Source organism: Kribbella sp. CA-247076, assembly GCF_050942445.1.
Classification (GTDB): Bacteria; Actinomycetota; Actinomycetes; order Propionibacteriales; family Kribbellaceae; genus Kribbella.
This window is the reverse complement of sequence record NZ_CP192051.1, coordinates 7,294,015-7,308,569: the sequence shown is the minus strand read 5'-3', so window position 1 is coordinate 7,308,569 and position 14,555 is coordinate 7,294,015. Positions and strand designations below refer to the sequence as shown.

Sequence of the window (14,555 nt, the reverse complement as noted above, 5' to 3'; positions counted from 1 at the left end):
GTGCGAGGCTGGACGCGTGCGCATAGCGGTGCTTGGGCCTCTCGCGATGTGGGCGGCCGACGGGACTCCGCTCGACGTCCGCGGCGTCCGGCTGCGCGGACTGCTAGCCAGGCTCGCCCTGAGCGCGGGCAAGCCGGTCAGCGTCGAGACGCTCGTGGACGGCCTGTGGGGCAGCGAGGCGCCCAGTGCGAACGCGCTGCAGTCCCTCGTCTCCCGTCTGCGCGCCGGACTGCCCGCGACCGAGTCGAGCATCTCCGTCCAGTCCGGACCGGCCGGCTACACGCTGACCATCCCGCCGGACTGTGTCGACGTACTCCAGTTCGAGGAGCTGGTACGTCGGGGCCGCACGCTGATCGCCTCGGACCCGGAGAAGGCGTGGACCCTGCTGACCCAGGCCGACAAGCTGTGGCGTGGTGACGCGCTCGCCGACCTCCGCGACCTCCCGTTCGCCGCGATCGAGGCCGACCGGCTGGCCGAGCTGCGGCTGGCCGCGACCGAGCACCTCGCCGAGGCAGCCGTCGGCTGCGGTCATGCCCGTGAGTTGATCGCCGAGCTCGAGCGCCTGACCACCGCGCATCCACTCCGCGAGCGCCTGCACGAGTTGCTGATCCGGGCCCTGTACGCCGACGGCCGCCAGGCGGAGGCGCTGGCGGCGTACGAGCGGGTCCGGGAGACGCTCGCCGACGAGCTCGGTGCGGACCCGGGTTCCAGGCTGCGTGACCTGCACGTCGCCGTACTGCGAGGAGACTCGATCGACCCGCCCGCCACCGCGACCGTCGTACCCGCGCCGGCCAAGCCCGCGCCCCGCAGCAACCTGCGCGCGCCGCTGACCAGCTTCGTCGGGCGCCGCGAGGACGTGACCGAGCTGGCGCGACTGCTGAGCAACGGCACGCGGTTGGTGACGATGGTCGGCCCGGGCGGAGCGGGGAAGACCCGGCTCGCGACCGAGACCGGACGGACGCTGGTCGAGCAGAGCGGCGACGGGATCTGGTTCGTCGAGCTCGCTCCCCTGGGCGACGCGGCCGACGTCGCGCCGACGGTGTTGTCCGCGCTCGGCGCGACCGAGTACGTCGACGAGCTGCGGACGACGCTCGCGCCCAAACAGTTCCCGACCAGCCGGGCGGCGACCGCGCGCCTGGTCGAGGTGATCGCCGACCGCCGGATCCTGCTCGTGCTCGACAACTGCGAGCACCTGGTCCAGGAGGTCGCCGGCCTGGTCGACTCCTTGCTGGCGGCCTGTCCGAGGCTCCGCGTTCTCACCACCAGCCGCGAGCCGTTGAGCATCCCGGGCGAACACCTGCATCCGGTCGGGCCGCTGGGGTTGCCGCCCGAGGACGACACCGCCGCCGACGAGTACCCGGCGCTGCAGCTGTTCGTCGACCGGGCGCGCGCCGTACGGCCGGACTTCGTCCTCACCGACACCAACCGCGGCGCCGTGGCGGAGATCTGCCGGCGGCTCGACGGGATGCCGCTGGCGATCGAGCTCGCGGCCGCGCGGCTCCGGGCGTTGACGCCGCTGCAGATCGTCGACCGGCTGGCGGACCGGTTCCGCCTGCTGACCAGCGGGTCGCGGACCGCGATGCCGCGGCACCAGACGCTGCGCGCCGTCGTGGAGTGGAGCTGGGAGCTGCTGGACCCGGAGGAGCAGGCGGTCGCGCGGCGGCTGTCGCTGTTCTCCGGCGGCGCCACCCTCGAGGCGGCCGAGCAGGTGTGCAGCGACGACGAGCTGCCGTCCGAGTCGGTGCTCGGCGTGCTGGCCTCGCTGGTCGACAAGTCGCTCGTCGAGGCCGCGGCCGACGACAGATCGGTGCGCTACCGCATGCTCGAGACCGTCCGGGCGTACGGCGCCGAGCAGCTGAAGGACTCCGGTGAGTACGGCCGCTTCCGGCACGCGCACACGTCGTACTTCAGCCGGCTGCTGCGGCAGGCCCGGCCGAAACTGCGGACCGCCGAGCAGACCCAGTGGATCGCCCGGCTGACCGCCGAGAACGAGAACCTGCTGGATGCCCTGCGGGCCGCGATCGACACCGGATCGGCGCGGACCGCGGTCCAACTCGTCTCGGTGCTCGGCGAGTACTGGAACATGTGCGGCCGGCCGTCCGAGAGCGTCACGTGGTTGCGCGCGGCCCTCGACGTACCCGGTCCGAGCTCACCGATCGACCGGGCGGCGGCGCTGATGCTGTACTCGCTCGGCACGATCTCCAGGAGCGACGACCCGGCGGGCGCGTTCCCGCACGCGCTGCGCGGGCTGGCCGAAGTACGCCTGCTGAGCCGGCGGCACGCCGCCGTCGCGGCGTCCGGCATCGGCCTGTTCGCCAACGCGATCTGGGCGATGATCCGGTGGGACAAGGCCGGCTGCTTCCGTGAGCTGGAGAAGGCCCGGGAGCACAACGATCCGTGGACCCGGAACATGGGCGTGATGATGACCGCGATGTTCCGCGAGAACGAGGGCGAGGTCGACCAGATGGCCGCCGACCTGACCCTCGCGCTCGACGGGTTCCGGTCGCTCGGCGACCGGTTCGGCATCTCGCTCGCCCTGCGCGGCCTGTCCAGCTACCAGGGCAACAAGGGCGATCACGCCGGCGCGGTCGCGTCGCTGGAGGAGGCGCTCAGCCTGCTGCAGGAGCTCGGCACCACCGACGGCGTGACCCAGATCCTCGGGCAGAGCGCGGTCAGCCGGATCGAGCTGGGCGACCTCGACGGCGCCCGCGACGACCTGCGGCGCGCCATGCAGCTCGCCGAGGAGACCGGTTCGCGCAGCGGCCAGGGGATGGCGTACGCCGGGATGTCGCGGATCGCCCTGCGGGCCGGTCGCCTGGACGAGGCCCAGGAGCTGGCCGAACGCGCGTACTCGATGCTCGACCTCGAGGCCGAGCGGATGGCGCCGCACGGCCAGGCGATGATGCTGGCGCAGCTGAGCCGGGTGAGTGTCGCGCGCGGTGAGCTCGAGCAGGCGGTCGACTACAACCGCCAGGCGATGGAGCTCGGTCTCGGCACCGGCGACATGCCGGTGGCGGCGGCTGTCGCCGAAGGGGCCGCGGCCGTCGACATCCTGGCCGGCGACCACGAGCTGGCGGCCCGGACCCTCGGGCTCGCGGCGGCCATGCGCGGTATGCGCAGCATCGCGGACGCCGACGTCCGGGCCGGCTTCGACCGGCTGACCGACGTACTCGGTGCGGAGGCGTTCGAGGCGGCGTACGGCGCCGGCGCGGCGCTGGCCCGGGACGACGCCATCGCCGAGTTGCGCAAGCGGTTCAGCTCGTCATGAGCTGCACGGCCAGCTCGCGCAGGGCCTGCTGCACCGTCTGCTCCGGCGGCCGCGGATCGGCCAGCATCCAGTCGTAGACGACCGTGTTCACCGCGCCGAAGAAGCACAGCCCGAGGAACCGGAAGTCCTTGTCCTTGATCTCACCGCGGCCGACCGCGGTGTCGCCGAGGTCCTGCACGCTTTTGATCAGCAACTCGCGGAACGCGATCCGCTGCTCCTCGACCGCCGGACTGGTCCCGACCACTTCGACGTACGAGATCCGGGCCCGGCGCAGGTCCGCCATCACCGTGCGCAGGTAGCTGTCGACGGCCTCCTCGATCCGCTCCCGCACCGGCCGGCCGGCGGTCCGGCGCAGCGCGTCGCCGGTGCTGCGGACCGCGAGCTCGATCACCTGCGCGTGCACCGCGAGCAGCACGGCTTCCTTGTTCTGGAACTCGTGGTAGAAGTGCCGGGTGGACACTTTCGCCTGTGTACACAGGCGTTCCACGGACGTCGCCGGATACCCCTCGGTCCCGAACAGTTCCAGCGCGGCGGCCAGCAACCGCTCGCGCCGCGCAGCCTTCCACTCCTCGACTGACCGCCCGGAATAACGGCGTACGGAGGGTTCCCTCATCACACCTCTTGTCGCTACCCCGTGCCAGATGCCGGACATCCTATCCACCCCTCAGCGCACTGTCGCCAGGTGCGCGGGGGCACCTGGCGACAGTCCGGGGTCAGGCCTCGGTCGCGGTCATCGCGGTGTACCCGGTGGCGCCGTCGAGGAGCTCCCGGAGGATGTCGAGATGGCCGACGTGGCGGGCCGTCTCCTCGATCATGTGACACAGGATGTAGCGCAGGGACGCGGCCTTCTCCGCGGGCAGGCCCTTCTCCACGGCGTCGAGCGGCAGGTCGGCGATGGCCGCGTTCGAGCGCGCGCACTCGGCGTCGTACTCGTCGAGGAGTTGCCCGAGCGGTACGTCGTCGACGAACATCTCGGCGTCGGGATGGCCGTCCTCGGTCCACGGGGTCTGGCCGGTGTCGGGAACACCGAGCAGACCGAGGTGGAACCACGAGTACTCCACCCAGCGCAGGTGCGCCACCAGGCCCGCCACCGTGGTCAGCGGCGAGGTCGGCAGAAGCTTGCGGTGGGCATCTTCTTCGGACAGTCCCTCGCACTTCATCCGCACGAAGGAACGTTGCAGGTCGAGCCATCCGGTCAGCTGTGCGCGCTCGTCGGCGGTCAGCGGGGGACGGGACACTTCGGTCATTCTGTTCAGCTCCTGTTGCTGGAGCCACCCGTTCTCAACCGTGGGTACGGCGGACGGGCGGCACGACGGTCGGACGACATCGCGCTCACCTCCTCTCCGCTGGTGCCTGCACCCTATCGGCGCGACGGCCGGACCGGAACCGGGTTTCTGGCAGTCTTGTCCGGGACAGCGCTGCGCACCGTACGGCGCTGTGCCGACAGCGCCCGCACCGCGCGAAGAGGTGAGACGTGGACCCACGGTTCGACCTGCCGCTGTACACCCGCGCCGACGTCGCCCTCCACCTGGGCCTGCCCGCCACCACCCTCGGCGACTGGCTCCGCTCCGGCGCCCTGGAGTCGACCACCGCCGGCCGGGGCGAGCCGACCATCACCTTCGCCGGACTGGTGGAGACGCACATGCTCCGCCATCTCCGTCACTCCGGCCTCTCCCTCCAGGCGATCGGGGAAGCCGCCGTCGCCCTGAGGTCCCGAGCCGGCCGCCGCTACCCACTGGCCTGGTCCGGTCTCGCCCACGACGGCCGCGACCTCCTCGTCGAGATCGCCGCCGAAGGCCGCGACCAAGGCTGGGAACGCATCCGCGACGCCCAAGGCGGCCTCCCCGGCGTACTCCGCCGAGGCTCCGCCGCCATCACCTGGTCCGACGACGGGTATGCCGCCACGCTGCGCCTGGTCACCTACCACGACATCGACGTCCTCGTAGACCCCACCCGAGCCGCCGGCCAACCCCTGGTGGCCGACACCGACATCCTCGTCGAAGACGTCATCCACCAAGCCCGCACCGGCACCCCGAACCGGGACCTCGCCACCAAGTACTCCCTCGAAGACTTCGAAATAGAAGCCCTCATCCGCCCCCACATCCGCCCACCCACCCCCCGCCGCCCCCGCCACCCCACCCCAACCCCAAACCCCCTACTCTGACCGTCCGCCGGGCCTAGAAGCCGCGGTTGTCTTTGATGCGTTTGGCTTTGCCTAGGGAGCGTTCGAGGGTGTGGGGTGGGAGGACTTCGACGGTGGCGGTGACGCCTACCCGGTCCTTGATGCGGTGGGCCAGGTGCTTGGCGGCGGTGGTGTGGTCGGGGAGGTCGGGGGCGGCTTCGACCTGGACGGTGAGTTCGTCGAGGCGGCCGGGGCGGGTGAGGATGCAGAGGTAGTGCGGGGTGAGGCCTTCGACCAGGAGGATCTGTTCCTCGATCTGGGTGGGGAACACGTTGACGCCACGGACGATCATCATGTCGTCGGTGCGGCCGGTGATCTTCTCCATCCGGCGCATTCCGGGGCGGGCGGTGCCGGGGAGCAGCCGGGTCAGGTCGCGGGTGCGGTAGCGCAGTACCGGGAAGGCTTCCTTGGTCAATGTCGTGAAGACGAGTTCGCCGATCGAGCCGTCGGGAAGGACCTCGCCGGTGACCGGGTCGATGATCTCCGGGTAGAAGTGGTCCTCCCAGATGTGCAGCCCGTCCTTGGTCTCGACGCATTCCTGCGCGACGCCCGGGCCCATCACCTCGGACAGCCCGTAGATGTCGACCGCGTGCATGCCGGTGCGCTGTTCAACCTCGGCGCGCATCTGCTCGGTCCACGGCTCGGCGCCGAAGATCCCGATCTGCAGCGAGGTGTCGCGCGGGTCGAGCCCGCGAGCCTCCATCTCGTCGACGATCGCGAGGAAGTACGACGGCGTGACCATGATGATCCGGGCGCCGAAGTCACGGATCAGGTCGACCTGCCGCTCGGTCATCCCGCCGGACACGGGTACGACGGTGCACCCGAGCCGCTCGGCTCCGTAGTGTGCCCCCAGCCCGCCGGTGAACAACCCGTAGCCGTAGGCAACATGACACACGTCGCCCGGCCGACCGCCCGCGGCCCGGATCGACCGCGCCATCAGGTCCGCCCAGTTGTCCAGGTCCGTCCGCGTGTATCCGACCACCGTCGGCCGCCCGGTCGTCCCCGACGACGCGTGCACCCGGACCACCTCGGACCGCGGTACGGCGAACATCCCGAACGGATAGTTGTCCCGCAGCTCCGCCTTCCCGGTGAACGGCAGCCGACTGAGATCGGACAGCTCCCGAAGATCACCGGGAACGAACCCCACGCCGTCCAACGCAGCCCGGTAGTGCGGCACCCGCTCGTACGCCGACGCAATCGTTGACCGCAGCAACGACAACTGCCGCGACCGGAGCTCGTCGACGGACAGCCGCTCACCGTCGTCCCGAAGGTCCTGCGGGCACGCTGGGCCGAGCATCACCACACCTCCCGATCAGGGCCGGGCCAGCAGGGTCGCGATGCCCTGCCCGACGCCGATGCACATCGTGGCCAGCGCGTACCCGGCGTCCCGGTGCCGCAACTCCAGCGCTGCGCTCAAGGCCAACCGCGCCCCCGACATGCCGAGCGGGTGGCCGAGGGCGATCGCGCCGCCGTTCGGGTTCACGTGCTCGGCGTCGTCCGGCAGCCCGAGCTCACGCAGGACCGCCAGCGACTGCGAGGCGAACGCCTCGTTCAGCTCGATCACGCCGACCTCGGACAGGCCGACCCCACACCGGTCGAGCAGCTTCCGGGTGGCCGGCGCCGGCCCGATGCCCATGATCCGCGGTGGTACGCCGGCCGCCGCCGTACCGACGATCCGGGCGAGCGGCGTGACACCCAGGCGCTCGACCGCCGCATCGCTCATCACCAGCAGCGCGGCCGCGCCGTCGTTGACCCCCGACGCGTTGCCGGCCGTGACCGTGCCCGGTGACCGGAACGGCGTCTTCAGCGCCGCGAGAGCCTCCAGCGACGTCTCTCGCGGATGCTCGTCGGTGTCCACCACCGTCACCGCGCCCCGCTTGCCAGGGACCTCGACGGCGACGATCTCCCCGGCCAGCCGCCCGTTCGCCTGCGCCTTGGCCGCGCGCTGCTGACTGCGCAACGCGAACAGGTCCTGGTCCGCGCGCGAGATCCCGTAGTCCTCGGCGACGTTCTCGGCCGTCTCCGGCATCGAGTCGATCCCGTACTGCTCCTGCAGCACCGGATTCACGAACCGCCAGCCGATCGTCGTGTCGAAGATCTCCGCCTGCCGGGAGAACGCGGTGGTCGCCTTCGGCATGACGAACGGCGCCCGCGACATCGACTCCACCCCGCCGGCGACGACGATGTCGTGATCCCCGGCGATGATCGACCGGGCCGCGGAGGCGACCGCGTCCAGACCCGATCCGCACAGCCGGTTGATCGTCGTCCCGGGCACCGACGCGGGCAGCCCGGCCAGCAGCACGGCCATCCGGGCGACGTTCCGGTTGTCCTCGCCGGCCTGGTTGGCGCACCCCAGGATCACGTCGTCGATCCGCTCGGCGTCCAGCCCCCTGTGCCGGGCCAGCAGAGACGAGACCGCGTGGGCGGCCAGGTCGTCGGGGCGGACCGCGGCGAGCGCACCGCCGTACCGACCGATCGGCGTCCGGACGCCGTCCACCAGGTACGCCGCTCGGGTCATGACTCCTCCGGATCCGATGAGGGAATGATCGTGCCGGACAGCTGCCGGCTGCGGCCGCGGAACTCGGCGATCACCTCGTCGCCGCGGCGCACGGTCACGTCGTAGATCGCGTTCCGGCCGAAGGCGGTCCGCTCCCGAGCCTCGGCGACCAGCAGGTCACCACGCTTGGCCGGGGCGACGAAGACGATGTCGCAGGTCTGCGCGACCGTGACCTGGTTGCGCGAGTTGCACGCGAACGCGAACGCGGAGTCGGCCAGACAGAACACGAATCCACCATGCGCGATACCGTGCCCGTTGACCATGTCCTCGCGCACTGGCATCTCGATCCGGGCGAACCCGTCGGCGACCTCGACCAGTCGCATCCCGAGGCCGGCGCTGGCGGTGTCGTCCGCCCACATCGCCGCGGCCACCCGGGCCGCCAGGTCGTCAGCCATCCGCACGCCCTCTCGAGACGAAGGGTTGTGACACTCTATCCCCGGTCGCGCCAACGACTGTAACATCACAGACGCAGACCCCGAGCTTGGAGGATCCATGACCGACTGGCTGGCGACCCACCGCGAGCGCCTTCACGACGCGCTGACGGCGATCCACGGCCGCGGCTACCACTCCGCCTTCCCGGAGTCGCCCAGCCCGCGGGTGTACGGCGAGACCGCGGCCGCCGACGGCAAGGCGGCCTTCGAGCGCTACTTCGGTACGACGTTCCCGCTGGAGATCCCGGGGTCGCGGGGCGAGGTCGTCACCGAGCACTCGCCGTACGGGATCGCCATGGACATCGCCTACCCGCGGATGGTCGAGGACGGTCTCGACGAGCTGCTCGCGGCCGCGCAGGCCGGGCTCAAGGACTGGCGCAACGCCGGGATCGACGGCCGGACCGGGGTCACCCTGGAGATCCTCGACCGGCTGCACAAGCGCGTCTTCGAGCTGGCGAACGCGGTCCAGCACACCAGCGGCCAGGCGTTCGTGATGGCGTTCCAGGCCGGTGGCGCGCACGCGCTGGACCGGGCACTCGAGGCGGTCGCGTACGCGTACGAGGAGATGAACCGCTACCCGGCCGAGGCGACCTGGGAGAAGCCGGCCAAGGGCGACCCGATCCGGATGGAGAAGACGTTCACCGTCACCGGCCGCGGGGTCGCGCTGGTGATCGGCTGCAACACGTTCCCGACCTGGAACTCCTGGCCCGGCCTGTTCGCGTCGCTGGTCACCGGCAACGCCGTCGTGGTGAAGCCGCACCCGCTGGCCGTGCTGCCGCTGGCGATCACCGTCGAGGTGTGCCGCGAGGTCCTCGCCGAGGCCGGCCTCGACCCGAACCTGGTCACGCTCGCGGCCGAGCGGGCCGGCGACGGCCTGGCCAAGCCGCTGGCGACCCGGCCCGAGGTGAAGCTGATCGACTTCACCGGTGGCAGCGAGTTCGGCGAGTGGCTCGAGCAGAACGCGACCCAGGCGACCGTCTTCACCGAGAAGGCCGGCGTGAACGCGGTCGTGATCGACTCCACCGACTCGTTCAAGGCGATGACCGGCAACCTCGCCTTCACGCTGTCGCTGTACTCGGGCCAGATGTGCACGACCACCCAGAACATCTTCGTCCCGGCCGGCGGGATCGAGACCGACGAGGGCCACAAGTCCTTCGACGAGGTCGGCGCAGGGATCGCCGGCGCGATGAGCAAGCTGCTCGGTGACGACGCCCGCGCGGTCGAGATCCTCGGCGGGATCGTCAACCAGGCCGTGGTCAGCCGGCTCGAGCTCGCCCCGGAGTACGGCGACGTCGTACTGGAGTCGCGGGCGATCCAGCACCCGGCGTTCCCGGACGCGGTCGTCCGGACGCCGCTGCTGGTCGCGATCGACGCCAAGGACGAGGAGGTGTACGGGCGGGAGTGCTTCGGCCCGGTGTCCTTCCTGGTCCGGACCGCGGACACGGCGGAGTCGATCGACGTGTTCCGCAAGACCGTCGTCGACGGCGGGGCGATGACGGCCGGGATCTACTCGACCGACGCCCCGACCCTGGAGGCGGCCCGCGACACCGCGCTGGACGCCGGCGTCGCGTTGTCGGAGAACCTGACCGGCCAGGTCTTCGTGAACCAGTCGGCCGCGTTCAGCGATTTCCACGGGACCGGAGCGAATCCGGCCGCCAACGCGACATACACCGACGGCTCTTACGTTGCGAGTCGCTTCCGCGTCATTCAGTCTAGGCGACATGTCTGACGCCCCGGACCCTGACACCCTGCGCGACGTTCTCTCCTACTACGACAGCTGGCTGGCGTTCAACCAGCGGTACCAGCGGGTGCCCGGCGTCCAGGCCGCGGTGTACGCCGGCGACGGGATCGCCTTCTCGGCGGCGTACGGGCTGGCGGACGTCGAGAACGGCGTACCGCTGAACGAGCAGCACCTGTTCAGGATCGCGTCGCACTCGAAGACGTTCACCGCGACGGCCGTGTTCCAGCTGGTCGAGCAGGGCCGGCTGCGACTGGACGACAAGGCCGGGCAGCACGTCACCGAGCTCGTCGGTACGCCGCTGGGCGAGCGGACCGTCCGCGACCTGCTGGCCCACGCCGGCGGGATCACCCGGGACAGCCTGCAGGCCGACTGGTGGCAGCTGGCCGGCAAGTTCCCGGACCGTGACGAGCTGCTCGAGGTCCTGCGGGTCGAGTCGTCCGCCGTGCTGCCCGAGAACGAGCGCTTCAAGTACTCGAACATCGGTTACGGCCTGCTCGGTCTCGTGGTCGAGGCCGCGGCCGGGACGCCGTACAACTCCTACGTGCAGAGCGCGATCGTGGACAAGCTCGGGTTGTCCGGACTCGGCCCGGAGCTGGACCCGGCCCGCGGCCACGAGTACGCCGCCGGCTACAGCGCGCTGGCGTACGCCGACACGCGGATCCCGATCGACCACGTCGACACCCGTGCGCTCGCGTCCGCGACCGGGTTCTTCGGGAACGCCCGCGACCTGGTCACCTACTTCTCCGCCCACCTGCCCGGCGACGACCGGCTGCTGACGGACGCCTCGAAGCGCGAGATGCAGCACCCGCTGTGGCAGACCGCGACCGACGACTGGCCGCGGTACGGGTTGGGGGTGCAGGTCGCGAAGATCGGCGAGCGGCACCTGTTCGGGCACGCCGGCGGCTATCCGGGGCACATCACCAAGTCGATGGTCGACGGGTCGGCCAAGCTCGTCGTCAGCGTGCTGACGAACGCGATCGACGGGCCCGCGCAGCAACTGACCGAGGGGTTCTTCAAGCTGCTCGACCTGGCCGAGTCCAAGGATCGTCCCGGGGACCCGGCCGGACTGAGCCGGTTCACCGGCCGGTACGCGAACCTCTGGGGTGTCAACGACATCGTCGAGCTCGGCGGCCGCCTGTACGCGATCGACCCGGCGTCCCCGGACCCCGGCGCCGAGCCGCAGTCGCTCGAGGTCGAGGGCGACACGTTGCGGGTCACCGGTGGCTCGGGCTACGGCGCGTACGGCGAGTTCTACCGCTTCACCTTCGACGCCGACGACCGGGTCGAGACCCTCCGCGGCTCGAGCGGCCTGCTCTCCCACCCCATCGACCGCTTCACCCTGCCGCCCCGGCTCACCGTGCAGTAAGTACCGTGCCGGGTATGACCATCCATGGCGATCATCCGTTCCTGCCGCCCGAGTCCGAGCGGAGCCCGGTACGGCGGTTGCGCGGGCGGCTGCCGTCCCCGGTCGGGCTGTGGACCACGCAGTACGACGGCAAGCGCGCCGGGCTCACGGTGTCGTCGATGCTCGTGGCCGACGGCGAGCCGGGATCGGTGATCGGGCTGGTCGACCCGGACTCGGACCTCTGGGAGACGTTGCGCCAGGCAAGGACCGCGGTGGTCGCGCTGCTCGGCGAACCGCATCGCCAACTCGCCGACGCGTTCGGCTACGTGGCCCCGGCTCCCGGTGGCCCGTTCAAGCTGATCGACTGGACGGACACCGACTGGGGCCCGGCGCCCGTCGGCGTCAGCACGTGGGCCGGCTGCACCCTCGCCTCCACCGAACCACCGGAGGTCGGCTGGGCCCTGCAGGTCCAGCTCGACATCGCCCACGTCGAGCTCGCCCCAGACGAGCTCCCACCGCTGATCCACCGTCGCGGCCGGTATTTCACGCTCTAGCAGTCACAATCGCGCAAGCTCGGTGCTCAAGGTGCTTGCTGGGCGTAGGATGTGCGCGCTCTCACACCCCGGTCGCAGCGGGGGTCACGTCTGCGCAACGCGGATGCGCGGAACGTTGACACCCAGCGCGCGGCGTGCCCAGAGTTGGGCCGTCAAGGGGGCATCGTTGTCACAGGCGGCTTCCATGAGCTGATCGGAGAGTGAAAACATGCGTGGTGGTCTGAGCAGGACCGTCGCGGTGCTGGGTGCGGCGGGTCTTCTCGCGGTCAGCGCCTGCGGGAACAGCGACGACGGCGGTGGCGGCGGAGGGGACGCGGCGGCGACCAAGGACGTCACCGTCTTCACCTGGTGGGCCGACGGTGGTGAGAAGGCCGGTCTGGACGGCATGGTCTCGGTGTTCAAGACCGAGTGCGGCGACTTCAACTTCGTCAACTCCGCGGTCGCGGGTGGCGCCGGCTCGAACGCGAAGCAGGTGCTGGCCAACGACCTGCAGGCCGGCAAGCCGCCGTCCACGTTCCAGGCGCACGCCGGTGCCGAGCTGAGCGACTACATCAACGCCGGCCAGGTCGACGACGTCAGCAACCTCTACCAGGAGTTCGGCCTGGACAAGGCCTTCCCGCAGAGCCTGATCGACAACCTGACGATCGACGGCAAGATCTACTCGATCCCAGCCAACGTGCACCGCGCGAACGTGACCTGGACGAACCCGGCCGTGCTGAAGAAGGCGGGCCTGGACGCGGCCACGGCGCCGGCGTCGGTGGACGCCTGGATGGCCGACATGGACAAGCTGAAGGCCGCCGGCGTGAAGGCGCCGCTGGCCATCTCCAAGGGCTTCGCCCAGGAGATGCTGGTCGAGGTCGTGCTGCTGGCCGAGCTCGGGCCGGACAAGTTCGGCAGCCTGTGGAAGGGCGAGGGCTGGGAGGGCGCGGACGTGACCGCGGCCCTGGAGAAGTACAAGAAGCTGCTGACCTACACGAACGCCGACCGCGAGGCGATCGACTGGCCGGACGCGCTGCAGTACCTGAACAAGGGCCAGGCGGGCTACTTCGTGATGGGTGACTGGGTCGCCGCCCAGCAGCTGGCCGACAAGGTGCCGGACACGGCGTACACCTACTGGCCCTCCCCCGGCACGGCGGGCAACTTCCAGTACCTGTCGGACTCCTTCACGCTGCCGACCAACGGGCAGAACCCCGACGGTGCGAAGTGCTGGCTGAAGGTCACCGGCTCGGCCGAGGGCCAGAAGGCGTTCAACACCAAGAAGGGCTCGATCCCGGCCCGTTCCGACGCCCAGCCGGGCGACTACCCGAAGTACCAGCAGGCCGCGATGGCGGACTGGAAGAAGGACAAGATCGTTCCGTCCTGCGCGCACGGCGCCGCCTGCACGCTCGGCCAGAACAACGACATCCTGTCCGCGATCAGCCAGTTCAGCGGCAGCCCGGACGTCGCCAAGCTGCAGCAGGCCCTCGGCACCGCGATGAAGAAGAGCTGATGCCGGTCGGGTTGCGGACGAGCGCCGGTTCGGAGGACTGAGCATGCACGGAAGAATCCGCACCTGGGGCCCCGGCGCCCTGGTGCTGCTGCCGACCGTGCTCCTGCTCGGGTACTTCGTCTACGGGTTGATCGCGTGGTCGTTCAACACCTCGCTCACCGACCGGCACACGGCCCGCAGAGGCCCGGCCGACTACGTCGGGTTCGAGAACTACGTGAACCTGTTCGGCGAGGACCGGTTCCTCAACTCGCTGAAGAACCTCGGCGTGCTCACGGTGGCGTTCATCGTGGGCACGCTGATCTTCGGCCTGCTCTGGGCGCTGCTGCTGGAGAAGGGGGTCACCGGCGAGAGCATCTTCCGGTCGATCTACCTGTTCCCGATGGCGATCTCGATGATCGCCTCCGGCGTGGTCTGGAGCTGGTTGCTGAACCCGTCCCAGGGCGAGGATGCGCGCGGCCTGAACCGGCTGTTCTCGATCGTCGGCCTGAACTTCCTGGAGAACTCCTGGTGGACCGCGGGCAGCCGATGGACCACGATGCTGTCCATCGCCCTGCCCGCGATCTGGCAGCTGTCCGGCTACATCATGGCGCTGTTCCTGGCCGGGTTCCGGGGCATCCCGCCGGAGTTGCGGGAGGCCGCCCGGGTGGACGGCGCGAGCGAGTTCAAGCTGTACCGGCACGTGCTGTTCCCGCAGCTGTCGCCGATCGCCTTGTCGGCGCTGATCATCCTCGGGCACATGTCGCTGAAGTTGTTCGACCTGATCTATGCGATCACCGGGCCGAACCAGTTCCGCACCGAGGTGCCGTCGATCTACATGTGGAACACGCTGCTGCGCAGTGACCAGGCCAAGGCGGCCGCGATCGCGATCGTGATGCTCGCGGTGGTCGCCGTACTCGTCATCCCGTACGTCGCCTACACCGTCCGGCAGGAGACTGACGAATGACGGTGTTGAATGCCGCGCTGCCGCGCGGCCGGTCATGGGGCTGTG

General features: G+C 70.4%; 12 protein-coding genes. 7 read left to right on the top strand and 5 right to left on the bottom strand.

What is annotated here, in order from left to right:
* The first annotated feature begins 16 nt into the window (after nucleotides 1-16).
* A complete protein-coding gene (locus tag ACQPYZ_RS34890) occupies nucleotides 17-3,268 on the top strand; it encodes a BTAD domain-containing putative transcriptional regulator (RefSeq protein ID WP_433163542.1) in 3,252 nt (1,083 codons plus the stop codon).
* Here ACQPYZ_RS34890 and ACQPYZ_RS34885 read toward each other — a convergent pair.
* Complete coding sequence (locus ACQPYZ_RS34885) at nucleotides 3,255-3,881, bottom strand: TetR/AcrR family transcriptional regulator (RefSeq protein ID WP_433163540.1); 627 nt, start codon at nucleotides 3,879-3,881, stop codon at nucleotides 3,255-3,257. The two genes, ACQPYZ_RS34890 and ACQPYZ_RS34885, sit on opposite strands and share 14 nt — an antisense overlap.
* A gap of 100 nt (nucleotides 3,882-3,981) precedes the next feature.
* Nucleotides 3,982-4,515 (bottom strand): DinB family protein, encoded by a 534-nt coding sequence (locus ACQPYZ_RS34880; RefSeq protein ID WP_433163538.1) that lies wholly within the window; start codon nucleotides 4,513-4,515, stop codon nucleotides 3,982-3,984.
* Between the two features lie 227 nt (nucleotides 4,516-4,742).
* Between ACQPYZ_RS34880 and ACQPYZ_RS34875 the strand changes: the two genes are divergently transcribed.
* A complete protein-coding gene (locus tag ACQPYZ_RS34875) occupies nucleotides 4,743-5,432 on the top strand; it encodes a hypothetical protein (RefSeq protein WP_433163536.1) in 690 nt (229 codons plus the stop codon).
* Between the two features lie 13 nt (nucleotides 5,433-5,445).
* Here the strand turns inward: ACQPYZ_RS34875 and paaK are convergent, their stop codons facing one another.
* From paaK to paaI, 3 genes are read right to left on the bottom strand one after another with little or no spacing between them, the layout of a single operon-like run.
* The gene (paaK, locus tag ACQPYZ_RS34870) at nucleotides 5,446-6,747 is read right to left on the bottom strand and encodes a phenylacetate--CoA ligase PaaK (protein WP_433163534.1); all 1,302 of its coding nucleotides are present in this window, start codon (nucleotides 6,745-6,747) and stop codon (nucleotides 5,446-5,448) included.
* Between the two features lie 15 nt (nucleotides 6,748-6,762).
* A complete protein-coding gene (gene pcaF, locus ACQPYZ_RS34865; protein WP_433163533.1) occupies nucleotides 6,763-7,968 on the bottom strand; it encodes a 3-oxoadipyl-CoA thiolase in 1,206 nt (401 codons plus the stop codon).
* Nucleotides 7,965-8,402, bottom strand: a complete 438-nt coding sequence (gene paaI / locus ACQPYZ_RS34860; protein ID WP_433163531.1) for a hydroxyphenylacetyl-CoA thioesterase PaaI — start codon at nucleotides 8,400-8,402, stop codon at nucleotides 7,965-7,967. Before paaI ends, pcaF begins: the two co-directional genes overlap by 4 nt.
* Nucleotides 8,403-8,499: 97 nt before the next feature.
* Here paaI and paaN point away from each other — a divergent pair, with 97 nt between their 5' ends.
* The 5 genes from paaN (at nucleotide 8,500) to ACQPYZ_RS34835 (ending at nucleotide 14,510) form a co-directional block, all read left to right on the top strand.
* Nucleotides 8,500-10,167, top strand: a complete 1,668-nt coding sequence (gene paaN, locus ACQPYZ_RS34855) for a phenylacetic acid degradation protein PaaN (RefSeq protein WP_433163530.1) — start codon at nucleotides 8,500-8,502, stop codon at nucleotides 10,165-10,167.
* Nucleotides 10,160-11,545, top strand: a complete 1,386-nt coding sequence (locus ACQPYZ_RS34850; RefSeq protein WP_433163528.1) for a serine hydrolase — start codon at nucleotides 10,160-10,162, stop codon at nucleotides 11,543-11,545. The genes paaN and ACQPYZ_RS34850 overlap by 8 nt, the downstream gene beginning before the upstream one ends.
* 14 nt (nucleotides 11,546-11,559) lie before the next feature.
* On the top strand, nucleotides 11,560-12,078 hold the full coding sequence (locus ACQPYZ_RS34845) for a flavin reductase family protein (RefSeq protein ID WP_433163526.1): 519 nt from the start codon (nucleotides 11,560-11,562) through the stop codon (nucleotides 12,076-12,078).
* Between the two features lie 208 nt (nucleotides 12,079-12,286).
* Nucleotides 12,287-13,567 (top strand): ABC transporter substrate-binding protein, encoded by a 1,281-nt coding sequence (locus tag ACQPYZ_RS34840; protein ID WP_433163524.1) that lies wholly within the window; start codon nucleotides 12,287-12,289, stop codon nucleotides 13,565-13,567.
* 43 nt (nucleotides 13,568-13,610) lie between these two features.
* Nucleotides 13,611-14,510, top strand: coding sequence for a carbohydrate ABC transporter permease (locus ACQPYZ_RS34835; RefSeq protein WP_433163522.1), 900 nt, complete (start codon nucleotides 13,611-13,613; stop codon nucleotides 14,508-14,510).
* Nucleotides 14,511-14,555: the final 45 nt, after the last annotated feature.